The sequence below is a fragment of the Actinomadura sp. NBRC 104425 genome (assembly GCF_030269545.1).
Lineage (GTDB): Bacteria > Actinomycetota > Actinomycetes > Streptosporangiales > Streptosporangiaceae > Spirillospora > Spirillospora keratinilytica.
The window spans coordinates 485539-512118 of record NZ_BSTN01000002.1 but is presented as its reverse complement, the minus strand read 5'-3'; the positions used below and the strand labels follow the sequence as shown (position 1 = coordinate 512118).

The window sequence follows — 26580 nt, the reverse complement described above, 5'->3', positions numbered from 1 at the left end:
GCCAGATATACCTGACAAATACTCTTTGCCTTCGCGGCTATCACGGGACGGTGATAGGAGGGCGGCATGCGGCCGATCGACCTGCTCAACGGGCGGCTGAAACTGCGGCATCTGGTCTTGGTGGTGGCGGTCGCCGACCACGGCAGCGTGCTGCGCGCCGCCCGGCACCTGCGGCTGGCGCAGCCCGCGGCGACCCGCAGCCTGCGCGAGGTCGAGGACCTGCTCGGCGTGGAGCTGTTCACCCGGGGGCCGCGCGGGGTGACGCCCACCGTGTTCGGCGAGGCGTTCGTCGAGCACGCCCGCGCCGTGCTGGCCGAGCTGCGCCGCGCCGGGGAGCGCATCGCCGAGCTGGCCGACGCGCGGGCCGGCACGGTCACCATCGGCACCCTGCTCGCCGGGTCCAACGTGCTGCTGCCGCGCGCCATCGCCGCGCTGAAGCGCGACCGCCCCGGCATCACCGTGATCGTGCGGGAGGCAACGTTCGACGCCCAGGCGCCGCGCCTGCTGGACGGCGAGCTGGACATGATCGTGGGTCGCCTCAACCCGATCGGCGACCTGCGCGGGCTGCGGCAGATCACCCTGTACGGCGAGCCGGTCCGCCTGGTCGCCCGGCGCGGCCACCCCGCCCGGCGGCGCCGCGGCCTCGCCCTGCGCGACCTGCTGGACTACCCGTGGGTGCTGCCCCTGGAGCAGACCGCGCTGCGCCGGGAGCTGGAGCAGGTGTTCCGCGACGAGGGCCTGCCGCCGCCGTCCGACCTGGTGGAGTGCACGTCGATCCTCACCGTGCGCACCCTGGTCCGCGACACCGACATGATCGCGGCGCTGCCCGAGCTGGTGGCGGCGACCGACGGGGAGATCGCCCCGCTGCCCGTGCCGCTGGAGCCGGTGCGCCGCCAGGTCGGCGTGACGCTGCCGGACGGGCGCCCGCTGACGCCCTCGGCGCGGCTGATGCTCGACCACCTCCGGCGGGAGGCGGCCGCGCTCACCGGCCGGTTCGGGCGATGAGCCCGAGCAGCGCCCGGCTCGCCGCCGAGCCGGCGTCGGCCAGGTCCAGCACCACGTCGAAGTGGTTGCGCCCCGGCACGACCAGCAGTTCGGCCGCCTCGCCCCAGTGCCGGTGGAACGCGCGCGACTGCTCGACGAACCCGGTGCCGTCGTCCTCGGCCACCGCCACCACCGCCGGGCAGCGCCGCCGCGCCGGCAGCAGCGCGGGGCTGAGCCGGGCCGCCCGCGGCACGTCCAGGCCGAGCCACTCGTTGACGTAGACGCGCACCAGGGGCCGGATGTCGAACAGCCCGCTGAACGGCATGGCCGCCTTGACCGCGTCCGGAGGCAGCCCGAACGCCTCCTGCCAGCCGTCCACCATGAGCATCCCGGTCAGGTGCCCGCCCGCCGAGCTGCCGCCCACCACGATGCGCTCCGGGTCGAGCCCGTGGCCCGCACCCTCGCGGTGCACCCAGGCGACCGCCGCCCGCACCTGCCGGACGATCTCCTCCAGCGTCGCCGCGGGCGCCAGCGTGTAGTCGGGCACGACGGTCGCGACGCCCTGCTCCCACAGCATCCGCGCCATGAACGCCGAGTCGTGCCGCGACAGCGCCCGCCAGTAGCCGCCGTGGACGAACACGAACACCGGCCTGCGCTCCGGTCCGGTGCCCCAGACGTCGAGGCGCTCACCGCTGGTCTCGTCGTACACGACGCCCGGATGCCCGGGCAGCCCGTCGACGGCCTCGTCCGACATCCGGCGGTAGCGGGCCATGAGGCGCGCGAACTCGTCCTCCCCCGCCTTGCGGCGCACGTTGTAGGCGACGTCGAGCTCCTCGTCGGACAGCTCCCGCCCCGGCCAGTCCTCCAGCGACACGGTCATGCCCCCACCCTCCGCCGCCCGGCCGACGCACGCAAATACCGTTCCGGACGTCCGCTATAACGAACCGGGCAGCTCCCGGCCCGCCGGCCCCCTCCCCGCGCGAAAGGGAGTCGCACAACGACAGGCTCGTCCGGAAAGATGAGCCTTGACGCCGCCGCGGTGCCCCCGCATGCCGGCCGGCGCCTGCCGCGGCGCCGGGCGGCGCGTGCCGCGCGGCGGCCGCCGCCGGACCGGCGGTCACCGGGCCGCATCGGTTCGGCGGGCCCGTCCCCCGACCGCCGCGGACGCCGTTAACATTCCACGGAGTGCCAAGATCCCCCGTTGGCATGACCTGTACTGGAACGGCGTGACATGGATGACCTCGACGAACTCCGGCACCAGCTGCCGGGCGGCCTGGCGCAGCTGTTCGCCGACCCGAGCGTCGAACGGTCGCTGTCCACGCCGCTGCCCGACGGCGACCTGGTGTGGCCGGACCCCGGCTACCCGCAGCGGCAGATCGTCCGGCGTCCCGCGTTCTGGGTGAGCGACGACCCGGTGTCCGGCGAGCTGTGGGCGCGGCTGCGCGCCGAGCATCCCGTCTCGGGCCTGTGGCCGCTGCTGCTGGACGAGTCCGCGCAGCCGTGGGCGGCGGGGCAGATCGCCCCCGAACCGGTCGAGGAGATCGCCAACTACGCCCCCGACGCCTTCATGTACGAGGTGTGGTCCGACTGGGTGGAGCAGGCCACCGAGGAGGACCTGGAGGACCTGGCCCCGTTCGGCGCGCACTGCCCCGGCACGGCGCCGCCCGCGCGGCTGCTGGACGACCCCGGCGCCGTCGCCGACCGCAACGCCCGCTCGCTGGCCGCGCGGGGCCTGTCGCTCGGCCTGGTCGCGGTGGACCGCGGCGCCGACGCGCTGGCCGCGGTGGGCTGGCAGGGCGCGCTGAACCACAACGAGTGGACCGCGCCGCTGGCCGCCGTGGTGCGCGGGTGGGAGGACCGGTTCGGCGCCCGCGTCGTCGGCCTCGGCTTCAACACCCTGGAGCTGAGCGTGGCCGCGCCGCCCGTCACCACCCGGCACGCCCTGCACGTGGCCGCCGAGCACTGGGCGTTCTGCCCCGACATCCTGTTCCAGGGCCCGGGGACGCTGGCCGGGTACGCCGAGGAGATCCGCGGCAAGACCTGGTGGTCGTTCTGGTGGGACTGATCCCGAACTGACACGGTCCGGCACCCTGGTGGACCGGTCCCACGCGGGGCCGGACACTGGTCCGGCGCGGCCGCGTCTGTTTACTATGCGGACCACATGCCCACCGGAGCCGAGCCCGCCCTCGCTCCGCCGCCATGCAGTTCCGCAGAGCACGCTCGGAAGGGAAACCAGTGCGGACACGGGGGTCAGTCAGGTCCGGCACTCAACGGCGCGCGGCCGCACGCCACCGGGTTCTCCCCGCGGTCATCGCCACCGCGGCCGCCGCCACCCTGGTCGCGGACGTGGCGGTCGTCGCGTCCGGTGCACTGCACGACTCCGGCGGCACGGGGGGAACCGGCCGTCTGGTCTCCATCGACACCGGCACGGCGACACCGGCCGTCGCGCCGCTCACCAAGCTGCTCACCCCCGGCCTGCTGGTCGCGGCCGACACCGCGCTGCCGACCGACGCGGTCGAACGCGCACGCCGGCTCGAGGGCGTCGCGGGCCTGACGGTCGTGGACGCGGCCCAGGCGCAGGTGGCGGGACGGCGCGTCGGGCTGCTGGGCGTCGACCCGTCGGGCTTCCGCGCGTTCACCCCGCGGCAGTCGGCCGAGTCGGACGCGCTGTGGCGGAGCGTGGCGGCCGGCGGCCTGGCGGTGTCATTCGACCTGAGCCGCGACGGGTCGGTGCCGCTCGGCGGAGTCGTGCCGGCGGGCAGCGCCGCCGCCCCCGGCGACCTGCGGGTCGCAGCGTACGCGTCGCTGGGCATCCAGAACGTGGACGCGGTGGTGTCGCACGCGCAGGCCCGCGCCCTGGGCATGCCGCAGGGCAACGCCCTGGTGGTCGCCGCCGCCGGCAAGACCTCCGCCGCGACGCTGGCCAAGCGGCTGAAGAAGGTGCTGCCGTCCGGCACCCGCGTCGCGGTGCTGCAGGACGATCCGCGGCCCCGCGCGTCGGCCGCCAAGGCGAACAAGGCGCCCAAGCAGTCGGGCCCGCGCGTCACGGGGCGGCCGGACGGGGTGACCGGCTCCCGCAGCACCGTCGCCGGCAACCTGATGACCGCGACCATGCGCGACCTGGTGATGGAGATCGACCAGATCTTCGGCCCGTTCCCCACCATCGGCTGCTACCGCGGCGGCGCCGACGCGCAGGACCACGCCGTCGGGCGGGCCTGCGACTTCATGGAGGGCCCGATCGGCCGCATGCCGAGCGCGTCGGCGCAGCGGCACGGCGACCAGGTCGCCGCGTACGCCGTCGCCAACGCCCGCCGTCTCGGCGTCTCCTACGTCATCTGGAAGCAGCACATCTGGAACGTGCGCTTCCCCGGCTGGCGCCGCATGGAGGACCGCGGCAGCATCACCCAGAACCACTACGACCACGTGCACATCTCCGTGCTGCGCTGACCGCGGCGCTCACAGCTCCTGCTCGGCCCAGACGACCTTGCCGGCGGGCGTGCGGCGCACGCCCCAGCGGCGGGCGATGCGGCCGACGACGTGCAGGCCCCGGCCGGACTCGGCGTCGAGCAGCGCGTCGCCGGCGTGGCGGTTGACGCGGGGCCGGGCGTCGGAGGAGTCGAACACCTCGCACACCAGCCCGCCCTCGCGGACCAGCCGCAGCGTGATCCGGCCGCCCGCGTGCCGGACCGCGTTGGTGACCAGCTCGGAGGCCAGCAGCACGGTCGAGTCGGCCAGCTCGGCCAGGCCCCAGCGGTGCAGGCGGTCGCGGACCAGGCCGCGGGCGCGGCGGATCGCGGCCGGGTCGCCGGGCAGTTCCCAGGAGACGTGGTCGTCGGCGGGGATGCGCCGCAGCCGCGCGACGAGCATGGCGATGTCGTCGCGGTGCCGGTCGTCGTACACGCCGTCCAGACCGGCCTGGCACAGGGCCTCCAGGGACCGGCCGCGCGCGCCGGGGCCGAACACCGCGCGCAGCCGCGCCAGCCCGTCGTCGATGTCGCGGGTGCGGTTCTCCACCAGCCCGTCGGTGTACAGCACGAGCAGGGTGCCGTCCTCGACGGCGAACTCGCGGCTGACGATGGTGCCGGCGCCGACCCCGAGCGGCGGGGCGGGCCGCACGTCCAGGTAGGAGGCGGGTCCGCCGGGCGGGACGAGCAGCGGCGGCAGGTGCCCGGCGCTGGCGACCTCGCACCGCCCGGTGACGGCGTCGTAGACGGCGTACGCGCAGGTGGCGAAGTGCGGTTCGCGTTCGCCGAGCGAGCCCATGAGCGAGTCGAGGCGCTCCAGGGCCTCGGCCGGGGGCAGGTCCAGCCCGGCCAGGGTGTGCAGGGCGGTGCGCAGCCGCCCCATCGTCACGGCCGCGCGCACGCCGTGCCCGGCGACGTCGCCGACGACCAGGGCGACGCGGGCGCCGGGCAGTGCGATCGACTCGTACCAGTCGCCGCCGATCTCGATGAGGCTGCTGCCCGGCAGGTAGCGGTGGTGCACCTGCACCGTGGACGGCGCCGACAGGCCGGTGGGCAGCAGGCTGCGCTGCAGGGTGAGGGCGGTGGCGCGCTCGCGCGAGTAGCGGCGGGCGCTCTCGATGAGGATGGCGGCGCGGGCGGCGAACTCCATGCCGATATCGACGTCATAGGCGTCGAACGGGCGGTGCGCCGCGCCGCGCAGGCACACGAAGAAGCCGAGCGCCGCCCCGTCCGACACGATCGGCAGCAGCAGCATGGACGCCCCGTCGAGCACTTCCGCCACGGGCGCCCGGTGCCACGCCTCGGAGATGCGTGCGACGCGGTCGGCGCCGAACTCGGCCAGCACGGGCGAGGCGGTGTCCAGGCACCGCCGGTACGGCGTGCCGGGCGGGCAGGGGACGGTCTCGCCGGTGGGGAACGTGCCGGCCCACATCGGGTCGCCGTCCTCGAAGCCGACCGCCATGCGGCGCAGCAGCGGCGGGTCGCCGGTCTCGCCGCCGGGTTCGTCGGGGTCGGCGACGCTCTCCCGCAGCAGCAGGCCGCCGACGGTGCAGAAGTGCGGCACCACCACGTCCATCAGGCCGCGGGCGAGCTGGTCGAGGTCGAGGGTGGCGCCGATGCGCGGGAGGGCGTCCTCCAGCAGGGCGCGGCGGACCACCGCCGGGTCCAGGTAGCGGTCGGCGACGGGCACGGGCACGCGGATGACGGCCAGCGCCGCCAGGCCGGGCAGGTCCCCGGACATCGGGTGGACGGTGACGACGGCGTCGTGCCGGGCGCCGTCGGCGGTGCCGAGCACGACCATGGCGGTGCGTTCGCGGCCCTCCCGCACCGCGGCCAGCAGGCGGTCCGGCGCGTCCCCCTCCGCACCGACGATCACGTCGCCGAGGGCCGTCACCGGCATGCCGTCCGGGCCCCCGCCGAGAACCGCCGCGGCGTTGCGATCGAACTGAACTATTTTCCCCGAAGAATCCAGACCGACTAGCAGTATTCGGGTGGAGGACTGCATCGCTCGATTATGGGACATTTTTCGACGGGATGCTGGAGATAGCCGACAAGATGCACCGCACGCATGCAACACCCATGCAACACGCCGCGGCCGCACAACGCGAGGAGGCCGCGCGACGCCCGTTTGATCGGCCCTCGCCGGGGTGCATGTGCGTTTGCACGGGCGCAGGCCCGCGGCGCCGATCGTCCCGCACGCGCGCCTTCCCGCCCGCCGAGATCGGCGAACTCGGCGCGCACATCGCCTGGTCAAACGAAGTCGCCCGGCGCGCGGAACGATGACGATGTGCACGTCGAACTCCATTCGGGAGAACGCGAGTCGTTCGCATAAGTCGTCGGCTGCGACGTCATCGCAGACGACGGGAATCGCCGGGCGTACCGTTCCCCGGCCGCCCCGACCCGGCGGCGGCTCCTAGGGGCGGCCGAACACCTGGTCGGGCGGGACGGGCGCGCTGACGTGCTCCCCGTCCTCGATGGGACGGGCCCCGGCGGCGAATCCGGCCAGGTCGCCGCCGGTCATCAGCCGCGCCCGGACCGCGCCGCCGGCGGCGCGCCGGGTCAGCCCGTCGACCGGAAGCGGCCGCTGGGACGCCGCGACGACCAGGTTTCCGAACCGGCGCCCCCGCAGCACCCCCGGCTCCCCCAGCAGCAGCACATGCTCGAACACCGACCGCACCGTGGCCACCACCCGCCTGGCGTAGGCCAGGCGGAACCCGTCGGCCACGTTCATCAGCAGCACGCCGCCGGGCCGCAGCACCCGCGCCGCGTCCCGGGTGAACTCGAGGGTCGCCAGCTCGACCGGCATGGACGCCTCGGCGAACGCGTCCACCACCAGCAGGTCGTCGGCGTCGTCGGCCAGCGCCGCCGTCCCCGCGCGGCCGTCCACGATGCGGATCTTCAGCCCGGGGACGTTCTTGACCGGCAGCCGCTCGCGCACCAGCCGCACCAGCGGCCCGTCCGGCTCGAACACCACCTGGCGCGACCCGGGGCGGGTGGCCGCCAGGTACCGGGGCAGCGTGCACGCGGCGCCGCCGATGTGCACCGCGTCCAGGGCCTGGCCCTCCATGGCCATCAGGTCGACCACGTCGCCCATCAGCCGCATGTACTCGAAGTCCAGGTAGGTGGGGTCGGTCAGGTCGACGTACGACTGGGGCACGCCGCCGATCAGCAGCATCCAGCCGCCGTCGCGGTCGGCGTCGCGGAGCAGTTCCGCCTCGCCCCCGGCGACCTCGAACACGCCGGACCTCGGCCCCGCTCCGCCTCTCGACCTGCGCCCCATGGGCCCACTCTACGGACCGCCGCCGGCCGCCTGGACGCCCATCGGCGACGACCGCACCGCCGCTATCCCTCCGCCGCGTCCTTTGCGGCCTCCGCCGGGAAGTGGCACGCGCTGGGGTGCGCCGAGCCGTCCCGCACCCGCAGGTCCGGCTCGCGCTCGGCGCACACGTCGGCGGCCTTCCAGCAGCGGGTGCGGAACCGGCAGCCGGAGGGCGGGTCGATCGGCGACGGCGGCTCGCCCTCCAGCGCGACGCCACCGGCCCACCCGCCGGGCGCCTCCGGGTCCGGGACGGGCGCGGCCGACAGCAGCGCCTGCGTGTAGGGGTGCGCGGGATGCTCGTAGATCCGCGCCTCGTCCCCCGTCTCGACGATCTTCCCGAGGTACATGACCGCGATCCGGTCCGAGATGTGCCGGACGGCGGCCAGGTCGTGCGCGATGAACACGTACGCCAGGCCCAGCTCGCGCTGCAGCTCGGCCAGCAGGTTCATCACCTGCGCCTGCACCGACACGTCCAGCGCCGACACCGGCTCGTCGCACACGATCACCTCCGGCCGCAGCGCCAGCGCGCGGGCGATGCCGATGCGCTGGCGCTGCCCGCCGGAGAACTGGTGCGGGTAGCGGTTGACGTGCCCGGGGTCGAGGCCGACGAGCTCCAGCAGCTCCCGGACCCGCGCCCGCCGCTCCCCCTTGGGCGCCGCCTCCGGGTGGATCTCGAACGGCTCCCCCACGATGTCGCCGACGGTCATGCGGGGGTTGAGGGACGAGTACGGGTCCTGCAGCACCATCTGGATGCGGCGGCGCAGCGCCCGCAGCTCGCGGCGCGGCAGTGCGAACACGTCGCGTCCGTCGAACCGCACCGTCCCGGCCGTGGGGCGCTCGGCCGCCAGCAGCAGCCTGGCCAGCGTCGACTTGCCGCACCCCGACTCGCCGACGACGCCGAGCGTCTCGCCCCGCCGCAGTTCCAGGTCCACGCCGTCGACCGCCTTCACCCGCCCCACGGTCCGTTTGAACAGCACGCCCTGCGTGACGGGATAGTGCTTGACCAGCCCCTCCACCTGCAGGATCGGAGCATCCTCGCTACCGGGCACCGCGCACCTCCCCGGCGAAGTGGCAGGCGGCGGTGTGCCCCGGCCCGCCGACCTCCACCACGGGCGGGCGCTCCGCCGCGCACACCGCCTCGGCGCGCGGGCAGCGCGGATGGAACGGGCAGCCCGGCGGCAGCGCGGCCGGGTCCGGCGGCGCGCCCTTGATCGGGACGAGCGGCGCGCCCTTGCGGTCCAGGCGCGGCACCGACGCCAGCAGCCCGGCCGTGTACGGGTGGGCCGGCCGCGCGTACAGCTCCCGGGCCGCGGCCTGCTCGACCACCGACCCGGCGTACATCACCGCGATCCGGTCGGCGATGCCGGCCACCACCCCCAGGTCGTGGGTGATGAGCACCATGCCCATGCGCAGCTCGTCCCGCAGTTCGGCCAGCAGCCGCATGATCTGCGCCTGGACGGTCACGTCGAGCGCCGTGGTGGGCTCGTCGGCGATCAGCACGTCCGGTTCCAGCGCCAGCGCCATGGCGATCATGATGCGCTGGCGCATGCCGCCGGAGAACTGGTGCGGATGGTCGCCCAGCCGGGTGCGGGCGGCCGGGATGCGCACCCGCTCCATCAGCTCCACCGCCCGCGCCCTGGCCTCGCGGCGCTTCATCCCCCGGTGCACCTGGAACATCTCCGCCAGCTGGTCGCCGACGGTGAACACCGGGTTCAGCGCGGTCAGCGCGTCCTGGAAGATCATGGAGATGCGGGCGCCCCGGTAGGCGCGGCGGCGCCGCTCGGGCAGGCCGAGCAGCTCCTCGCCGCGCAGCCGCACCGACCCGCCGGTGATCCGGGCCGGCGGGGTGTCCAGGATGCCCATGACGGCCTGCGCGGCCACGCTCTTGCCCGAGCCGGACTCGCCCAGGATCGCCACGGTCTCGCCCTCGCCGAGGGTGTACGACAGGCCGTTGACGGCCCGCACCGTCTGCCCGCGGACGGCGAACTCCACGCTCAGGTCCGTCACTTCCAGCAGCGCGGCCGCCCGTTCCGGTGCGGCCTGCTGCGGCCCGGCGGCCTGCGCCGGGCCGGTCGCCTCGGGTACTTCGGTCACCTTGTCACCGCAGCCTGGGGTCGAGGGCGTCGCGGACGGCATCGCCGAGCATCAGGAAGCTCAGCACGGTCGCCGACAGGAACACCGCGGGGAAGATCAGCAGATGCGGGTGGTCGACGAAGTAGGACTGCGCCTGGTTGAGCTGCAAACCCCACGACACCTGCGGGTACTGCAGGCCCACGCCGAGGAAGTCCAGCGTCGCCTCCCCCGCGATCACGTTGCCGACGTTGAGGGTGGCCACCACGACCACCGGGGCGATCGCATTGGGCAGGATGTGCCGGCGCATGATCCGCAGGTCGGAGGCGCCGAGCAGCCGCGCCGCCTGCACGTAGTCGGCGTCCCGCACCGCGATCACCTGCGCCCGCATGATGCGGATCATGGTGGTCCAGCCGAGCAGCACCAGCACCAGCGTCATCGCGCCGATGCCGTGGCCGGGGAAGGCCACCAGGATCACCGTGGCGCCGAGCACGAACGGCAGCCCGAAGAACACGTCGGTGACGCGGGCGATCAGGGCGTCCAGCACGCCGCCGTAGTAGCCCGCCAGCATCCCGAACACCACGGCGATGACCAGCGCGAACGCCGTCACCGCCACACCGATCAGCAGGGTCGGGCGGGCGCCGTGGACGACATGGGCGAAGTAGTCGCAGCCCGACACGTCGGTGCCGAACAGGTGCCCGCCGCCCGGCGGCAGCTTGGCGGCGTTCGGGTCGCAGTCCTCGTTCTTGCCGCGGTCGGTGAACAGCCCCGGCGCCGCCGCCATGGCGCCCACCAGCAGCAGGATCGCCGCCGACGCCCAGAACAGCCGGCGGCGCCGCAGGTCGTGCCAGGCGTCCTGCCACAGCGAAGCCCCCGCGACCGGGCCGCCGGCCTGGGCGGCGACCGCCGCCGGCGTGCCGGGGACGACCGCGCCCGCGTCCGGCGCGTCGGGCGCCCCCGGCTCGGGCGGCGCGCCCTCCGGGTCTGCGATCTTGTCAGTCATAGCGGATCCTCGGGTCCAGCAGCCCGTACAGCAGGTCCACCAGCAGGTTGACGGCCAGGAAGATCAGCACCAGCAGGGTGACCGCGCCGACGACCACCGGCCCCTCCTTGAGCTGGATCGACTCGAACACCTGCTGCCCGATGCCGGGCAGGTTGAAGATGCCCTCGGTGACGATGGCGCCGCCCATCAGCGAGCCGAAGTCGACGCCGAGGTAGGTCACCACGGGGATCAGCGAGTTGCGCAGCGTGTGCCGTCCCACGACACGCGCCTTGGTCAGCCCCTTGGCGCGGGCGGTGCGCACGTAGTCGGCGCGCAGGTTCTCGGCCAGGCTGGTGCGGGTCAGCCGCGCCACGTACGACAGGCCCAGCGACCCGAGCACCAGCCCCGGCAGCACGTAGCTCATCGGCCACCCGTCGTCGGTGCCCGCCGTGGGGAACCACCCGAGGTTCAGGCCGAGGACGATCTGCGCGGTGTAGCCGAGGACGAACACCGGCACGGCGATGACCAGGGTGGTGCCGCCCAGCACGAGCGTGTCGGCCAGCCGCCCGCGCCGCAGTCCGGCCCACACCCCGAGCGCGATCCCGACGACCAGCTCGAACAGCCATGCGGTGAGGGCGAGCTGCGCGGTGACCGTCCAGCGGCCCGCCAGCACGCCGGCGACGTCCTGCCCGTCGAAGGTCTCGCCGAGGTCGCCCCGCAGCAGCCCGCCCAGGTACTTGGCGTACTGCACGAGCAGCGGGTCGTCGAGGTTGTAGCGCTCCCGCAGCGCGTGCACCACCGACGGGGCCAGGGGCTTCTCCCCGGCCAGCGCCTGGATCGGGTCGCCGGGCAGGGCGAACACCATGGCGTAGATCAGGAACGTGGTGCCCAGGAAGACCGGGACCGCCTGCAGCACCCGCCGCGCGACATAGCGCCACATGCCCGGCTACTTCACCGTCACTTCGTGGGCGACCAGGCCCGTGGCGTAGGGGGTGATGGTGACGTCGGCCACCTTGTCGGACCTGCCGCCGAAGCCCTGCCAGACCCACAGCGGGACCATCGGCGCCTCGCGCAGCGCCACGTCCTCGGCCTGGTTGTAGTAGCCGATCGCCGCCTGCTCGGTCGGGGCGGCGTTGCCCTTGGCGATCAGGTCGTCGAACTCCCTGCTGGTCCAGCCCATGCGGTTCTTGGCGGAGTGGAACTGCGGCTCCAGGTAGTTCTGCGCGCTGGGGTAGTCGGCCTCCCAGTTCTGCCGGTACGGGCCCTTCTCCTCGCGGGCGCGCAGCATCGACAGGTAGTCCGACACCGGGATCTTGCGGAACTGGATGTCCTGGATGCCGAGGTTCTGCTTGAGCTGGTTGGCGACGATCTGCATCCACTGCTCGTAGCTGGGCTGGGCGTTGGAGAAGTACAGCTCCAGCGTCCCGGAGAAACCGCCCGCCTTGTCGAACAGCTGCTTGGCCTTGGCGGGGTTGTAGGTGCACAGCTCGCCGCAGGCGCCCTTGCGGTGGCCCTTGATCAGCGGCGGCAGCAGCGAGTCGGCCACGGTGTAGGTGCCGTCGAAGACCGCCTTGTTGATGCCGTTGCGGTCGATCGCCATGGAGATCGCGCGGCGCAGGTCGGGATCGGCGAACCGCTTGTCGAACACCGGGAAGCCCAAATAGTCGAACGTGCCGGTCCGGCGGGGCAGCACCCGGTCGCCGAGGATCCGCCGCGCCTCGGACACCTTGGCCGCGGGGATCGACTGCATCACGTCGATGCGGCCCGCGCGCAGGTCGGTGTAGGCGGTGTCGGCGCTGGCGTAGCTCTTCCAGGTGACGCCCTTGTTGCGGGGCTTGCGCGGGCCGGTGTACCCGGGGAACACCTTGAGCTTGATCTGCCGGTTGCGTTCCCAGGAGCCGTCCATCATGTACGGCCCGTTGCCGATCGGCTTGTTGTCGAAGGCCTTGATGTCGGTGAACGCGACTTTGGGCAGCGGTGCGTAGGCGGGGTGGGTGAGCAGCAGTTTGAACTGGCTGAACGGGGCGTCCAGGGTGACCTGCAGGGTCAGGTCGTCGACGACCTTGACACCCGACAGCCTGTCGGCCTCGGGCTCGGCGCCGTCGTCTTCGGGGTTGAGGTCGGCGTACCCCTGGATCTGGGAGAAGTAGTCGTTGCCCTGGAATCCGTGGGGGCCGTAGGCGGCGTAGTTCCAGGCGTCGGCGAAGCTCTGGGCGGTGACCGGCTCGCCGTTGTGGAACTTCTGCCCGGGGCGCAGTCTGATCGTCCAGACCTTCTGGTCGGACGACTCGACCGACTGGGCGGCCTGCTCGACGAGGTTGCCGTTCTCGTCCAGGCCGAGCAGGTTCTCGAACAGTTCGTCGGTGACGTCCCAGGAGTAGCTGCTGGTGGTGTTGCTCGGGATGAGGTGGTCGGGTTCGGGGTGGCCGGCGACGAACGTGCCGTCGCTCGATCCGCTGTCGCCTCCGCAGGCCGCGGTGCCGACGGCCAGTGTCATCAGCACCGCGCAGAACCCGGCCGCCCGCCGGGTCGCCCCCTTGCGACTGGTCATGGTCCTCCCCTCGGGCACCGCCCTCCGGCGCGGGCGCGGCACGGAATGGTCCCCGCCAGGATCGGGCGCGTTGCACGCAGCGTCGTACCACTGGAACGATTTCGGTACGCCGATGAACGATTCGTCACCGGATCGAAATATGGATCGCGGACCATTGGCATCGGTATCGGACGACGTCAGCGCACGACGAAAACGAAGGAAAGCGGCGAAAGGCGGTTTTCGATGACCCAGGCCCCGGCACGTGCGCGCACGGCGGCGCAGGAGGTGGCCGAGCTGTGCGCCACCCTGATCCGCTTCGCCACGGTCAACCGCGGCGAGGGCGACGCGCACCCCGAACGGCCCGCCGCCGAGTACGTGGCCGGGCTGCTGGACGAGGTCGGCGCCGAGTCCGTCGTGGTGGAGTCGGAGCCGGGCCGGGCGAGCACGCTGGCCCGCATCTCCGGCACCGACCCGTCGGCCCCGGCCTTCCTGATCCACGGGCATCTGGACGTGGTGCCCGCCGACCCGTCCGAGTGGACGGTGCACCCGTTCTCCGGCGAGGTGCGCGACGGGTGCGTGTGGGGGCGCGGCGCCGTCGACATGAAGGGCTCGCTCGCCATGACGCTGGCGGTGGTGCGGCAGCGGCTGCGCGAGGGCCGCCGCACGCGCGGCGACCTGGTGCTGGCGTTCCTGGCCGACGAGGAGTGCACCGGCCGCCTCGGCTCCTACCACGTGGTGCGCGAGCACCGCGACTTGTTCACCGGCGTCGCCGAGGCGATCAGCGAGTCCGGCGGGTTCAGCGTCACGCCGCACACGGCCGACGGGTCCCCGGCCGGCAAGCGCATCTACCCGATCGCCACCGGGGAGCGCGGCACCACGTGGATGCGGCTGACCGCGCGCGGCACGGCCGGGCACGGCTCCAAGCCCGCGCCCGACAACGCCGTCGCCGAGCTGTGCCACGCGGTGTCGCGGCTGGCCTCCTACGAGTGGCCGGTGCGGCTCACCCCGGGCGTGCGGGCGCTGCTGGACGGCCTGGCCGAGGCGCTCGGCACCACGATCGACCACGACCGGCTGGACGAGGAGGCCCGGCGGCTCGGCCGGGTCGGCCGGCTGTTCGCCGGCACGATCCGCAACTCGCTGAACCCGACCCGGCTGGACGCCGGCTACAAGGTCAACGTGGTGCCGGGGGTGGCGACCGCGCAGGTGGACGGGCGCTTCCTGCCCGGCACCAAGGAGGAGTTCCTGGCCACCGTGGACCGGCTGCTCGGCCCGTCGGTGACGCGCGAGTTCATCAACGAGGACGACGCGCCGTCCGCCGACCCGGCCGGGCCGACGTTCGCGGCGCTGGCCGACGCGCTGCGGGCCGAGGACCCGGCCGCGCACCCGGTGCCGTACGTGATGTCGGGCGGCACCGACGCCAAGGCGTTCCACCGGATCGGCATCCGCTCCTTCGGGTTCGCGCCGCTGCTGCTCGGACCGGAGCTGGACTACCAGGGCATGTTCCACGGCGTGGACGAGCGCGTCCCGGTGGAGGGCCTGCGGTTCGGCACCCGCGTCCTGGACCGCTTCCTCGACACCCGCTGAGGCGGCCGGTGACCGCGACCCCCAATTTAGAACGTGATTCTGGGATGAGGTACCGTCACCCGTGGACGTCGCGGCGGAGAAGCTGGAGGAACGCAAGGTGGCGGTACCGGCCCTGGAGCAGCCCGCGGACTGGACCGAGCCGGGCGCGCACCCGGTCGCCCCGGGCGTCCACCGCATCCCCCTTCCGCTGCCCGTCGCGTCCCTGCACGCCGTCAACGTCTACGTGATCGAGGACCCGGGCGGGCCGGTCGTGGTGGACTCCGGCTGGGCGATGCCGGACGCCCGCAGGTCCCTGGAAGGGGCGCTGCGCCTGCTGGGGCACCGCGTCGACGACGTGGCGCAGTTCCTGGTCACCCACGCCCACTGGGACCACTACTCGCAGGCCCTGGCGCTGCGCGAGGAGTTCGGCACCCGGGTGCGCATCGGCCGCGGCGAGCGGCACTCCCTCGAGGCGTTCGACGTGCGCAAGGGCCTGCATCCGCGGCAAGTGGAGCTGCTGCGCCGGTGCGGCGCGTCGGCGATCGCCGACGAGGTCGCGGCGATGGGCGTGCGGGCGGAGGAGCGCGACGTGCCGCACACGCTGCCCGACGCGTGGCTGGACGACGGCGAGCGCCTCGCGCTGACCGGCCGGGAGCTGGAGGTGTTCGCCACGCCCGGCCACACCCGCGGCCACGTCGTGCTGCGCGACGCCGCGGCCGGGCTGCTGTTCTCCGGCGACCACGTGCTGCCGCACATCACCCCGTCGATCGGGCTGGAGACCGAGCCGGAGCCCAAGCCGCTGCGCAGCTACCTGGCGTCGCTGCGGCTCGTCCGCGACATGCCCGACACGCTGCTGCTGCCCGCGCACGGCCCGGTCGCGCCGAGCACCCACGCCCGGGTGGAGGAGCTGCTGCGCCACCACGAGGAGCGGCTCGACACCGCCGCCCGGCAGGTGCGCGCGGGGCGGTCCACGGCGTTCGAGGTGGCCGCCGCCATGCCGTGGACGCGGCGGCGCCGCACGCTGGGCGAGCTGGACGTGTTCAGCCGCATGCTCGCCGTCCTGGAGATCGACGCGCATCTCGACGTGCTCGCCGACCAGGGCGTGCTCGAGGTGTCCGAGGACGGCGGCGTGCGCCGCTACGCCGTCCGCGCCTGAGCCGGCCCCGCCGCGGAAAACCTGTTGACGGCCCGGGTCGCGGGCCGCGACGGTGTGGCGCCATGACGAACGACACCCCGCCCCTGGACGGCCGCGTCGCGATCGTGACGGGGGTGAGCCGCCGCCGGGGCATCGGGTTCGCCGTGGCGCGCGAGCTGCTGGCGGCCGGCGCCCGCGTGCTGGTGCACTCGTGGGCGCCCGCGGACGCCGAGCAGCCCTGGGGCGCCGACCCCGCCGGGATCGACGGCGTGCTGGAGGAGCTGGGCGGCACCGGTCCGCGCCTGGCGCACCTCGCCGCCGACCTCGCCGACCCCGACGCGCCCGCGCGGGTCGTGGCCCGCGCGGTCGAGACGTTCGGCGCGGTGGACGTGCTGGTGGTCAACCACGCGCGCAGCTCGTACCGGACGCTGGCCGAGGTCACCGCCGAGGAGCTGGACCTGGCCTGGGCGGTGAACACGCGCGCCGGCGTGCTGCTCGTCCAGGCGTTCGCCGCCGCGCACGACGACGCGCGCCCCGGCGGCCGCGTGGTGCTGTTCACCTCCGGCCAGCACCTGGCGCCGATGAGCGGGGAGCTGCCGTACGCGATCAGCAAGGGCGCGGTCCACCAGATGACGCTGAGCCTGTCGGACGCGCTGATCGACCGGGGCATCACCGTGAACGCGGTCAACCCCGGCCCGGTGGACACCGGCTGGGCCGACGAGGAGCTGACCCGGCGGGTGGGCCGGGCGCTGCCCGCCGGGCGCTGGGGCCGGCCCGAGGACGCGGCGCGGCTGGTGCGCTGGCTGGTGTCCGACGACGCCGCGTGGATCACCGGGCAGGTGATCAACAGCGAGGGCGGCTTCCGCCGCTGGGCGATGTAGGGCGTTCGGCGCTTCTCGCTCGTCCGCCCCCGGCCCCGCCCCGGGAAGCCGCCCGGACCTGCGACTGTTTGGCAGACGCTGACAGCAGTGTCCGTTGCGCTTACATTTGTCCGGTGGCCGCGCCCGGCCACGCGCTCGGGAGGAGGTTCGGTGTCGGACGACGCGTACAGTGATCCGCAGCCGGCGGGGGGCGGGCTCGCCTCGTCCCGCCGCGCGCTGAGCGTCCAGCTGGCCTCCCTGGCGCGGGCGCCCGAGCCCGGGCCGGACGAGATGGCGCCGGGGCCGACCGTGGCGCGCATGCTGCTGGGGGCGCGGCTGCGCGCGCTGCGGGAGGAGCGCGGCGTCAGCCGCGCGGAGGCGGGCGAGCTGATCCGCGGCTCCGAATCCAAGATCAGCCGGATGGAGACCGGCCGGACCGGGTTCAAGGAGCGCGACCTGGCCGACCTGCTCGCCCTGTACGGGGTGACCGACGAGGCCGAGCGGGCGGTGCTGCTGGCGCTGGCCGAGCAGGCGGGGACGCCGGGCTGGTGGCAGCCCTACCACGAGATCATCCCGCAGTGGTACGAGACGTACCTGGGGCTGGAGCAGTCCGCCGAGGTGATCCGCTGCCACGAGTCGCACGTGGTGCCCGAGCTGCTGCAGACGCCCGACTACGCCCGCGCGGTGATCGCGCTGACCCACGGCGGCGAGCCCGCCGAGACCGTCGAGCGCCGGGTGGAGCTGCGGATGCGGCGCAGCCGGATGTTGGAGCGGTCCCGCCCGCCGCACCTGTGGGTGATGATCGACGAGGCCGTGCTGCGCCGCCCGTTCGGCGGGGCCGAGGTGATGCGCGAGCAGCTGCGGCACCTGGCCGAGACGGCCCGGCTGCCGCACGTCACCGTGCAGGTGATGCCGTTCGCCGCGGGCGGCTACCCGGGCGTGGGCGGCCCGATCACGCTGCTGCGCCAGTCCGAGGCCGAACTGCCGGACGTGGTGTACCTGGCGCGGCCGAACGGCGCCGAGTACGTCGACAAGCCCGAGGACGTCGAGGCCTTCCGGCACACCCTCAACCAGATGGCCACGCTGGCCGAGCCCGCCACCGAGACCCCGCGGATCCTGCAGGCCGTCATCGACGGGTTTTGAGCCGGCAGCCGAGCCGGCATTCGGCCCGGCCCGGCGTCAGCCGCCGGCGAGCAGGTCCAGGACGGTGGCGGCCGTCCAGGCGAAGCCGGTGGAGCCGTGCCCCTCGCCGGTCAGCGGGTCGATGTACTCGGCGAAGTCCGACCGGCCGGCCGCGTTCAGCATCGAGGCGCGCAGCGCGTCCGCCCGCGCGGTCTCGCCGTGTTCGAGCAGCCCCATATGGACGAGCCGGCTCATGTTGAACCAGCTCGGCCCGCGCCAGTAGCGGGCGGGCTCGAACGCGTGGCCGGTCAGGTCGTAGCTGGGCACCATGTGCACGCGGCCCAGCCCGAACCGCTCGCCGACCGCGGTGCGCACCAGGTCGGCGGCGACCGGCAGCCCGGGCACGGCCAGCGGCACCAGCCCGCCGACGCCGTGCTCGCGGATCGGCCCGCCGCCGACGAGGTCGCGGCACAGGAACAGGCCGCTCGGCGCGTCCCACAGCCGGTCCAGCAGCGCCGCGGTGACCTGCTCGGCGCGCCTGCGGTGCGGGGCCGGGTCGGCGCCGACCGCCTCGGCGATGCGCGCCAGGGCCAGTTCGGACAGCACCAGCAGCGCGTTGAACGCCGGGTCCTCGACGGCGAACGCGTGCGGCGCGGCGGCGTCGTCGTAGCCGTGGTCGCGGTAGTCGCGGGCCAGCCGCACGTACCTGCCGTAGTCGCGGTCGGTGGGGCGGTCGGCCGAGGCGGCGTGGTCGAGGTCGCGGCGCCGGAAGCGGGACGGCGGCACCGGCTCGACGCGGGCCAGCGGGCCGTCCCAGCACGGGCTGTTGTCCATGCCCGACTCCCACGGGTGGACGATCGCCGCCAGGCCGTGTCCGCCCAGGTCGCGGCAGGTGCCCAGGTAGCGGTGCCAGGCGGCCAGCCGCGGGTAGGCGCGGGCCAGGAAGCCGCGGCGGGCGGCCTCGGCCGGGTCGGCCCGGTGCACCCGCCACGCGGCCAGGGCGTGCACGGGCGGCTGGACGATCCCGGAGGTGCGCACCTTCGGGGACGGGCCCGCGCGCCAGAAGTCCGGGCCGGGGAAGTAGGCGTCCGCCGGGGTCGCCGCGTCGAAGACGATGTGCGGCAGGCGCCCGTCGTCCCACTGGGCGCCCAGCAGCGTCTCCAGCTCGACTTGCGCCCGGCGCGGCGACAGGTGCCGCAGGCCCAGCGCGATGAACGCCGAGTCCCAGCTCCACTGGTGCGGGTACAGGGTGCGGGACGGCACGGTCGACGAGCCCGTCCAGTTCGCCAGCAGGACGCGGGCGGCGGCCCGGCGCAGGCCGGCGGCGTCCAGGGGCTCCGGGCGGGTCGCCCGCACGGTCGCGGGGAAGGTCACGGCACTGTCCTTTCCGGCCGGAGCGGCGCCCGCCGCGGGAGGGCACGGACCAGGGCCGCGGCCTCCTCCGGCTCGTCCGGTATCCGGGCCACGTCAGCAGTCCAGCACGTTGCGCGGCGCGCGTCCGGCGGACTGGACGGCTCTTTCCACGGGCACCCCTCCACCGCGCCACTATGGCGCGGCAGTCCGGCGGTAGTGGTCGATTTTCGACCGGAAACATCCTGACTTATGACTTCTCGTAACACATAAGTAATCCTTCCACGCCGGCGACGGCAAGCCCGCGGCGGCCCGGTGGCCGACCCCGGACGCGTGAGGAGAGCGATGCGCGGGCCCCGGGAAGACGCTCGCGGCGGCGGTGGTGTTCGTCCGGCTCATGGCCGCCGCCGGCCCGTGCGTCCCTATGATCGCCTGGAACGCGTACCCGAGACGGCGCCGCCGAACGGGCGCGGTGCGGCGCGTGCGCGCCGGGGCGGGTGCCGGCAAAGGGCTGAAGGTTCGGAGGGCGGGCCATGACGGGTGGTGCGGCGCCGGCGACGTCGGGGCAGCTGCTGGCGCTCGTCCGCAGCGGGCGGGCCCGCACCCGCGGCGAGCTGCAGGCCGCCACCGGCCTGTCGCGCTCGACGCTCGGGCAGCGGCTCGAACCGCTGCTGCGGGCGGGGTGGCTGCGCGAGTCGGGCGTGGCGTCGTCGACGGGCGGGCGTCCCCCGACCCGGCTGGTGTTCGCCGAGGACCACGCCGTGGTGCTCGCCGCCGACCTGGACACCACCCACGCCCGCGCCGCCGTGCTGGACCTGGGCGGGCGGCCGCTGGCCGAGCACACCGGGCCGCTGCACATCGCCGACGGGCCGCAGCGCGTCCTGGACGAGCTGAGCGTGTGGTTCACCGGGCTGCTGCACTCGGCCGGACGCAGCCCGGACGAGGTCTGCGGCATCGGCGTGGCCGTCCCCGGGCCGGTCGACTTCGGCACCGGCCGGGTCGTCGAACCGCCGATCATGCCGGGCTGGGACGGCTACCCGATCCGCGAGCACCTGCGCCGCTCGTTCGACGTGCCGGTGCTGGTCGACAACGACGCCAACGTGATGGCGCTCGGCGAGCAGTCCGCCGCCCACCCCGACTGCCGGGCGTTCGTGCTGGTGAAGGCGTCCACCGGGATCGGCGCCGGGGTGGTGGTCGACGGCGCGGTGTACCGGGGCGTCGACGGCGGGGCAGGCGACATCGGCCATATCCGCCTGCCCGACAGCCAGGCGCGCTGCATGTGCGGCATGCACGGCTGCCTGGCCGCGGTCGCCGGCGGCGGCGCGCTGGCCCGGCGGCTCACCGCGCTCGGCGTGCCGGCCGAGTCGGGCGCGCGGGTGCGCGAGCACCTGCTGGCCGGGCGTCCCGAGGCGGTGCGGCTGGCGCGCGAGGCCGGGCGCCGCGTCGGCGAGGTGCTCACCACCGTCGTGTGCACGCTCAACCCCGGCATCCTGATGATCGCCGGGGACCTCGCCGAGACGCACTTCGTCACCGGCGTCCGCGAGACCCTCTACCGGCGGGCGCTGCCCCGCGCCACCCGCCACCTGCAGGTGGTCACCGGCACGCTCGGCGACCGCGCCGGCATCCGCGGCGCGGCCGTGCTGGTGGTGGAGCACCTGTACTCCCCCGCCGAGGCCGACGCCCGCCTCGCCGCCCTGGCCTGACCCCCGCGCCGCGCGTCCGGCCGGGAGGGGTCAGGGGGTCTGCGGGGCGGGGCGGCTGGAGGCGCGTTCGACCAGGGTGGGCGCCAGGCGGCGGGAGCGGGCGGTGCCGCCCTCGATGAGTTTGATGACGGCCGCGGCGGCGGCGCGGCCCATCTCCCGCATGGGCGAGCGGACGGTGGTCAGGGACACCGGCAGGTCGGCGGCGATCGACACGTCGTTGTAGCCGACGACCGAGACGTCCTCGCCGACCCGCAGGCCGGCGGCGCGGATGGTGCCCATGGCGCCGATGGCGGCGAAGTCGTTGACCGCGTACAGGGCGGTGGGGCGCGGGTCGAGCGCGAGCAGGGCCTCGGCGGCGCGCCGCCCGCCCTCGGCGTCGAACGGGGAGGTCAGCACGTACTCGTCGGGGACGGGCACGCCCGCCTCGGCGTAGACCTCGCGGAACCCCCGGGTGCGTTCGATGCCCGTGGACGCGTACGGCCGGCCGGCGATGATCCCGACCCGGCGGTGGCCGAGGGCCAGCAGGTGCCGTCCGGCCAGGCGGCCGCCCTCCAGGTCGTCGCAGGTGACCGACACCGCGCCGGGCAGCCGGCGAGACGTCAGCACCACCTTGACGCCCTGTTTGCGCAGGTCGTGCACCAGGTCGGAGTCGGTGCGGGCGTCGCCGAGGATCAGGCCGTCCACGCGCATGCCGAGCAGCGTCTCGGTGCGCAGCCGCTGGGTGGCGACGTCGTCGCCGCTGTTGGCGACGACGGTCTGGTATCCGGCGGCGGCCGCGCCCTCCTCGATGCCCTCGTAGATGGTGGCCAGCACGATGTCGGTCAGCCGCGGCACCACCACGCCGATCATCTTCGACCGGCCGGTGCGCAGGCTGGTGGCCGCCGGGTGGGGGGCGTAGCCGAGCTCGGCGGCCACGCGGCGGATCCGCTCGGCGGTCTCCTCCCCCACGCCTTCGCTGCCCCGAAGGGCCCGCGACGCGGTGGTGATATGCACGCCGGCGGCGCGAGCCACATCGGACAGCCGGGGTCGGTCGGGCAAGGGGTTCTCCTTCGGGGCGGACGTCCCCCACATTGTGGCCGACGGCGCCGCCGCCCGTTACGCGGCCGATGCCGTCGCGTTGATTCCGTGTTCCGCCGGGTTCAGGGTCTTGACGTGCGCCGTTGCGGTCTCCACTATGTACGCAATCGTTAGCGCAAACGTTAGCGGAGTTCGGGGAGGGTGTGTGCGTCAACTGATGCTGGTGGGGACGGGCGGAACCATCGCCACCACCGACGCGCCGGGCGGCAGGCGGGTGGGCGTGCCCACCGCGGACCTGCTGGCGGCGTCCCGGGCCGTGTGGGCGGACCCGGGCGTGCGCGTCGGGGTGCGCGAGCTGCGCCGGACGGCCAGCTTCGCCGCCTCGGTCGCCGACGCGCTGGCGCTGGCCGCCGAACTCCGCGACGCGGCCCGCGCCGCCGACGGAGTCGTCGTCACGCACGGCACCGACACGCTCGAGGAGGTCGCCTTCCTGCTGGGACTGGCGCACGACTCGGACGTGCCGGTGGTGCTCACGGGGGCGCAGCGGCCCTTCGACGACCCCGCCGCGGACGGCCCGCGCAATCTGGCGGCGGCGCTGCGCTGGGCCGCGTCCGACGCCGCCCGCGGCACCGGCGTGACCGTGGTGTTCGACGACCGGGTGTGGCCCGCCACCGGGGTCCGCAAGGTCAGCAGCCTGTCGCCGGCCGCGTTCGCCGCGCCGGGGCGCGGACCGCTGGCCCGGGTGGACGAGGCGGGGGTGCGGCCGCACGCCGTCCCGGCGCTGCCCCGGCCGCTGCTGACCGGGCACCACGCCGACCTGCCGCGGGTCGACGTCGTGGCGCAGTACCTCGGCGCGGACGCCACCGCCGTGCGCGCGGCCCGGGACGCGGGGGCCCGGGGTGTCGTGGTCGCCGGGTTCGGCGCCGGGAACGCCACCCCGGAGACGACGGCCGCGTGCCTGGACCTGCTGCGGGAAGGCATCCCGGTGGCGGTCGCCAGCCGCGTCGGCGAGGGCGCCGTGGTCGGCCTCTACGCCGGGGGCGGCGCCGACCTGGCCGCCGCGGGGGCGCTGTTCGCCGGCGACCTGTCGCCCTGGCAGGCGCGGCTGCTGCTGGCGGCGGCCATCGCGGCCGACCCGTCCGGGTCGCCGGCGCAGGTGGCCGCGCGCTGCCGGACCTGGCTCGTCGAGGCGGGGGCGCTCGGCCGCCCCGCGTCGCCGGCGCGGTCGCTGACGACCGAAACCGTCTGAGAGAGGGAGATCATGGCAAAGGAAATCCTGGTCGCGTACGGCGTGGACGTCGACGCGGTGGGCGGCTGGCTCGGATCGTACGGCGGGGAGGACTCCCCCTGCGACATCTCCCGCGGCCTGTTCGCCGGCGAGGTCGGCGTGCCGCGGCTGCTGGAGCTGTTCCGCCGCCACGAGCTGCCGTCCACCTGGTTCTGGCCGGGCCACTCGATCGAGACGTTCCCCGCGGAGTTCGACGCCTGCGTGGCGGCCGGGCACGAGATCGGCGTGCACGGCTACAGCCACGAGAACCCGATCGCGATGAGCCGGGAGCAGGAGGCCGCGATCCTGGACCGCTGCATCGAGCTGATCGAGGGCCGCGCGGGCCGGCGCCCCACCGGCTACGTGGCGCCCTGGTGGGAGTTCTCGCCGGTCACCAACGAGCTGCTGCTGGAGCGCGGCATCAAGTACGACCACTCGCTGATGCACCGCGACTTCGAGCCGTACTACATCCGCGTCGGCGACTCCTGGACGAAGATCGACTACGACAGGCCGGCCGAGGAGTGGATGCGGCCGCTGGAGCGCGGCGAGGAGACCGCGCTGATCGAGATCCCGGCGTCCTGGTACCTGGACGACCTGCCCCCGATGATGTTCATCAAGGCCAGCCCGAACAGCCACGGCTTCGTCAATCCCCGCGACATCGAGCAGATGTGGCTGGACCAGTTCGACTGGGTGCACCGCGAGTGCGACTACGCGGTGTTCACGATGACGATCCACCCGGACGTGTCGGGCCGTCCGCAGACCCTGCTCATGCACGAGCGGATCATCGAGCACATCAACAAGCACGACGGCGTCCGCTGGGTGACCTTCGACGAGATCGCCGACGACTTCGCCCGGCGCAACCCGCGCTGACCCGCGCCGACCGGCGCCGCCCCGACCGCCCGGCGCGGATCGACCCGTCCGCGCCGGGGCCCGCACCGCCCCGCCACCCCGTTGCCCCGCTTCCCCGCGGCTCAGCGGCGAGCCGCGCCCTCCCTTCCCTCATCCCTGACACGAAGGCTGCCCATGTCCGGAAAATCCGTGTCTCTGCCCCCCGGGGGCGAGCCGCTCGCCCCGGCGGCCGTGCGCCGCGTCTCCATCGTCTGCTTCTTCGCCTGGGTGTTCAGCGTGTTCGACTACACGCTGTTCGGCACCCTGCTGCCCGCCATCTCCGACGACTACGGCTGGAGCTCCAGCACCGCCACGAACGTGTCCACCTGGATCACCCTGGGCACGTTCGTCGTCTCGCTGGTCGTCGGGCCGCTGCTGGACCGCTGGGGCCGCCGCAGCGCCCTGGCCGTCACCACCGCGGGCGCCGCGGTGGTGTCCGGGCTGACCGCGCTGGCCGGCGGCAAGCTGTCCATGATCCTCATCCGGGCGCTGTCCGGCCTGGGCTACTCGGAGGAGGTCGTCAACAGCGTCTATCTCAACGAGGTGTACGGCGACAACCGGCGCCGGGGTTTCATGTACAGCTTCGTGCAGTCGGGATGGCCGGTCGGCGCGCTGCTGTCGGCGCTGGTGTCGGCGCTGCTGCTGTCCTCGCTCGGCTGGCACGGGGTGTTCCTGATCGCCACCTTCCCGGCCTTGGTGATCGTCGTGCTGGTGCGGCGGCTGCCGGAGTCCCCCGTCTTCGTCAACCTCAAGCGGGTGCGCGAGCTGCGCGCCGAGGGCCGCGAGACCGAGGCGGTCGCGCTGGCCAGGGCGGCGGGCGTGGACGCCGGCGAGGCGGGCAGGCTGCGCGACATCTTCACCCCGCAGCTGCGCCGGCACACCCTGTGCCTGTCGGCGGCGTGGCTGCTGAACTGGATGGGCATCCAGGTGTTCTCCGTGCTCGGCACCACCGTGCTCACCGAGGCCAAGGGCGTGTCGTTCGACAGCGCGCTGCTGGTGCTGATCCTGGCCAACGCCGCCGGGTTCGCCGGGTACATCACCCACGGCTACATCGGCGACCGCTTCGGCCGCCGCCCGACGATCATCGCCGGCTGGCTGCTGGGCGGCGTGGCGATGACGCTGATGCTGATCGGCCCGTCGTCGCCCGCGTTCGTCGTCCCCCTGTACATGCTGGGCCTGTTCTTCCTGCTCGGCCCGTACGCGGCGCTGCTGTTCTACATGGGCGAGTCGTACCCGGCCAAGGTGCGCGGCATCGGCCCGAACACCGCGCACATCATGGGCCCGATCGGCGCGATCGCCGGGTCCGCGGTGCTGTCGGTGCTGCTGGGCGCGGACCTGTCGATGGGCACCGCGGCGTTCTTCGCCGGCGCCGTGGGGATCTTCCTGTCCGGCGTGGTCATGCTCGGCACCCGCCGCACCGACCAGGAGCTGCGCCGTCCGGCCGGGCGGCCCGCCCCCGCCGGCACGCCGGCCGCCTGACGCGGTGCGAGGGGGCCCGGGGACCGCCCGGCCCCCTCGCACCGACCCTCCCACCGACCGAACCACGAGGAGCCATCCATGACGAGAGTCGCCGTGATCAGCGGCGGGGCCAGCGGCATCGGCCGCGCGCTCGCCGCCGCCTACGCCCGGGAGGGCGTGGCCAGCGTGATCGGCTACTACCCGGGCGACCCGCACGACCCGCAGGTGGTCGTGGACGAGGTGGCCGCGCTGGGCGGCCGGGCGGTCGCCGTGCCCGCCGACGTGCGCGACTCGACGGCGGTCGAGGCGCTGGTGCGCACCGCCGTCGACGCCTTCGGGCGCCTGGACATCGCGGTGGCGGCCGCGGGCGTGCTGCGCCGCGCCCCGCTCGCCGAGCTCACCGACGAGGCCTGGGACGACATGCTCGGCGTCGACCTCACCGGCGTGCTGCGGGTGTTCCGGTCGGCCGCCGCGGCGATGGGGCAGGGCGGCGCGATGGTCGCGATCTCCTCCATCGCCGGCGGCGTGTACGGGTGGGACGACCACGCCCACTACGCGGCGGCCAAGGCGGGCGTGCTGGGGCTGGTGCGGTCGCTGGCAGTGGAGCTGGCGCCGCGCGGCATCCGGGTCAACGCGCTCATCCCCGGGCTGATCGAGACGCCGCAGTCGCTGGACGAGCGCAACTCGCTCGGCCCCGAGGGGCTGCGCGCGGCCGCCCGGGGCATTCCGGCGGGACGGGTGGGCCGCGCGTCGGAGGTGGCGACCGCGATCCGCTTCCTGACCTCCGACGACGCCTCCTACGTCACCGGCCAGCAGCTCGTGGTGGACGGCGGCCTGACCGTCCGGTTCCCCGACTGAGACCCCCTGG

Annotated in this window: 22 protein-coding genes; 12 read left to right on the top strand and 10 right to left on the bottom strand. The window is 74.4% G+C overall.

From position 1 onward, the window contains the following. The first annotated feature begins 66 nt into the window (after positions 1–66). Complete coding sequence (locus QSK22_RS05395; protein WP_285492821.1) at positions 67–1005, top strand: LysR substrate-binding domain-containing protein; 939 nt, start codon at positions 67–69, stop codon at positions 1003–1005. On the opposite strand, the gene QSK22_RS05390 is transcribed toward QSK22_RS05395, so the two are convergent. Further along, positions 983–1864: an alpha/beta hydrolase gene (locus QSK22_RS05390; protein WP_285492820.1), complete on the bottom strand. Its 882-nt coding sequence runs from the start codon at positions 1862–1864 to the stop codon at positions 983–985. The genes QSK22_RS05395 and QSK22_RS05390 overlap by 23 nt on opposite strands. Positions 1865–2215: 351 nt before the next feature. Here QSK22_RS05390 and QSK22_RS05385 point away from each other — a divergent pair, with 351 nt between their 5' ends. Both QSK22_RS05385 and QSK22_RS05380 read left to right on the top strand, forming a co-directional pair. Continuing rightward, positions 2216–3049 carry a DUF4253 domain-containing protein gene (locus QSK22_RS05385; protein WP_285492819.1) on the top strand — a complete coding sequence of 278 codons (834 nt, stop codon included), beginning with the start codon at positions 2216–2218 and terminating at the stop codon, positions 3047–3049. 281 nt (positions 3050–3330) lie between these two features. Further along, positions 3331–4431 (top strand): VldE C-terminal domain-containing protein, encoded by a 1101-nt coding sequence (locus QSK22_RS05380; protein ID WP_285492818.1) that lies wholly within the window; start codon positions 3331–3333, stop codon positions 4429–4431. 9 nt (positions 4432–4440) lie between these two features. Here QSK22_RS05380 and QSK22_RS05375 read toward each other — a convergent pair whose 3' ends face one another. The 7 genes from QSK22_RS05375 to QSK22_RS05345 form a co-directional block, all read right to left on the bottom strand. After that, entirely contained in the window at positions 4441–6348 is a 1908-nt protein-coding gene (locus QSK22_RS05375) for an ATP-binding SpoIIE family protein phosphatase (RefSeq protein ID WP_285492817.1), read from the bottom strand. A 513-nt stretch (positions 6349–6861) separates the two neighbouring features. After that, complete coding sequence (locus QSK22_RS05370; protein ID WP_502872275.1) at positions 6862–7728, bottom strand: spermidine synthase; 867 nt, start codon at positions 7726–7728, stop codon at positions 6862–6864. A 62-nt stretch (positions 7729–7790) separates the two neighbouring features. Continuing rightward, positions 7791–8816, bottom strand: coding sequence for an ABC transporter ATP-binding protein (locus QSK22_RS05365; protein ID WP_285492816.1), 1026 nt, complete (start codon positions 8814–8816; stop codon positions 7791–7793). Next, entirely contained in the window at positions 8806–9861 is a 1056-nt protein-coding gene (locus QSK22_RS05360) for an ABC transporter ATP-binding protein (RefSeq protein WP_285492815.1), read from the bottom strand. The genes QSK22_RS05365 and QSK22_RS05360 overlap by 11 nt, the downstream gene beginning before the upstream one ends. 4 nt (positions 9862–9865) lie before the next feature. Beyond that, a complete protein-coding gene (locus QSK22_RS05355; RefSeq protein WP_285492814.1) occupies positions 9866–10840 on the bottom strand; it encodes an ABC transporter permease in 975 nt (324 codons plus the stop codon). Then, the gene (locus tag QSK22_RS05350; RefSeq protein WP_285492813.1) at positions 10833–11759 is read right to left on the bottom strand and encodes an ABC transporter permease; all 927 of its coding nucleotides are present in this window, start codon (positions 11757–11759) and stop codon (positions 10833–10835) included. Before QSK22_RS05350 ends, QSK22_RS05355 begins: the two co-directional genes overlap by 8 nt. Before the next feature lie 6 nt (positions 11760–11765). Continuing rightward, complete coding sequence (locus QSK22_RS05345; protein ID WP_285492812.1) at positions 11766–13370, bottom strand: peptide ABC transporter substrate-binding protein; 1605 nt, start codon at positions 13368–13370, stop codon at positions 11766–11768. Positions 13371–13592: 222 nt separating this feature from the next. Between QSK22_RS05345 and QSK22_RS05340 the strand changes: the two genes are divergently transcribed. The 4 genes from QSK22_RS05340 to QSK22_RS05325 all read left to right on the top strand — a co-directional run bounded on the left by QSK22_RS05340 (position 13593) and on the right by QSK22_RS05325 (position 18050). Beyond that, positions 13593–14933 carry a M20/M25/M40 family metallo-hydrolase gene (locus QSK22_RS05340; RefSeq protein WP_285492811.1) on the top strand — a complete coding sequence of 447 codons (1341 nt, stop codon included), beginning with the start codon at positions 13593–13595 and terminating at the stop codon, positions 14931–14933. 61 nt (positions 14934–14994) lie between these two features. Then, the gene (locus QSK22_RS05335; protein ID WP_285492810.1) at positions 14995–16068 is read left to right on the top strand and encodes an MBL fold metallo-hydrolase; all 1074 of its coding nucleotides are present in this window, start codon (positions 14995–14997) and stop codon (positions 16066–16068) included. A gap of 62 nt (positions 16069–16130) precedes the next feature. Next, entirely contained in the window at positions 16131–16928 is a 798-nt protein-coding gene (locus tag QSK22_RS05330; RefSeq protein WP_285492809.1) for an SDR family oxidoreductase, read from the top strand. Between the two features lie 150 nt (positions 16929–17078). Next, a complete protein-coding gene (locus tag QSK22_RS05325) occupies positions 17079–18050 on the top strand; it encodes a Sco1979 family transcriptional regulator (RefSeq protein ID WP_285492808.1) in 972 nt (323 codons plus the stop codon). A gap of 36 nt (positions 18051–18086) precedes the next feature. Here the strand turns inward: QSK22_RS05325 and QSK22_RS05320 are convergent, their stop codons facing one another. Next, on the bottom strand, positions 18087–19403 hold the full coding sequence (locus tag QSK22_RS05320; protein WP_285492807.1) for an MGH1-like glycoside hydrolase domain-containing protein: 1317 nt from the start codon (positions 19401–19403) through the stop codon (positions 18087–18089). Between the two features lie 509 nt (positions 19404–19912). Here QSK22_RS05320 and QSK22_RS05315 point away from each other — a divergent pair. Continuing rightward, a complete protein-coding gene (locus QSK22_RS05315) occupies positions 19913–21082 on the top strand; it encodes an ROK family protein (protein ID WP_285492806.1) in 1170 nt (389 codons plus the stop codon). Positions 21083–21112: 30 nt separating this feature from the next. Here QSK22_RS05315 and QSK22_RS05310 read toward each other — a convergent pair whose 3' ends face one another. Beyond that, on the bottom strand, positions 21113–22120 hold the full coding sequence (locus QSK22_RS05310; RefSeq protein ID WP_285492805.1) for a LacI family DNA-binding transcriptional regulator: 1008 nt from the start codon (positions 22118–22120) through the stop codon (positions 21113–21115). Positions 22121–22304: 184 nt separating this feature from the next. Here QSK22_RS05310 and QSK22_RS05305 point away from each other — a divergent pair, with 184 nt between their 5' ends. The 4 genes from QSK22_RS05305 to QSK22_RS05290 all read left to right on the top strand — a co-directional run bounded on the left by QSK22_RS05305 (position 22305) and on the right by QSK22_RS05290 (position 26570). Next, entirely contained in the window at positions 22305–23348 is a 1044-nt protein-coding gene (locus QSK22_RS05305; RefSeq protein WP_285492804.1) for an asparaginase, read from the top strand. Positions 23349–23360: 12 nt separating this feature from the next. Then, positions 23361–24236: a polysaccharide deacetylase family protein gene (locus QSK22_RS05300; protein ID WP_285492803.1), complete on the top strand. Its 876-nt coding sequence runs from the start codon at positions 23361–23363 to the stop codon at positions 24234–24236. 168 nt (positions 24237–24404) lie between these two features. Then, the gene (locus tag QSK22_RS05295) at positions 24405–25733 is read left to right on the top strand and encodes an MFS transporter (RefSeq protein ID WP_285492802.1); all 1329 of its coding nucleotides are present in this window, start codon (positions 24405–24407) and stop codon (positions 25731–25733) included. Positions 25734–25811: 78 nt separating this feature from the next. Beyond that, positions 25812–26570 carry an SDR family NAD(P)-dependent oxidoreductase gene (locus QSK22_RS05290; RefSeq protein WP_285492801.1) on the top strand — a complete coding sequence of 253 codons (759 nt, stop codon included), beginning with the start codon at positions 25812–25814 and terminating at the stop codon, positions 26568–26570. The last annotated feature ends 10 nt before the right edge of the window (positions 26571–26580 follow it).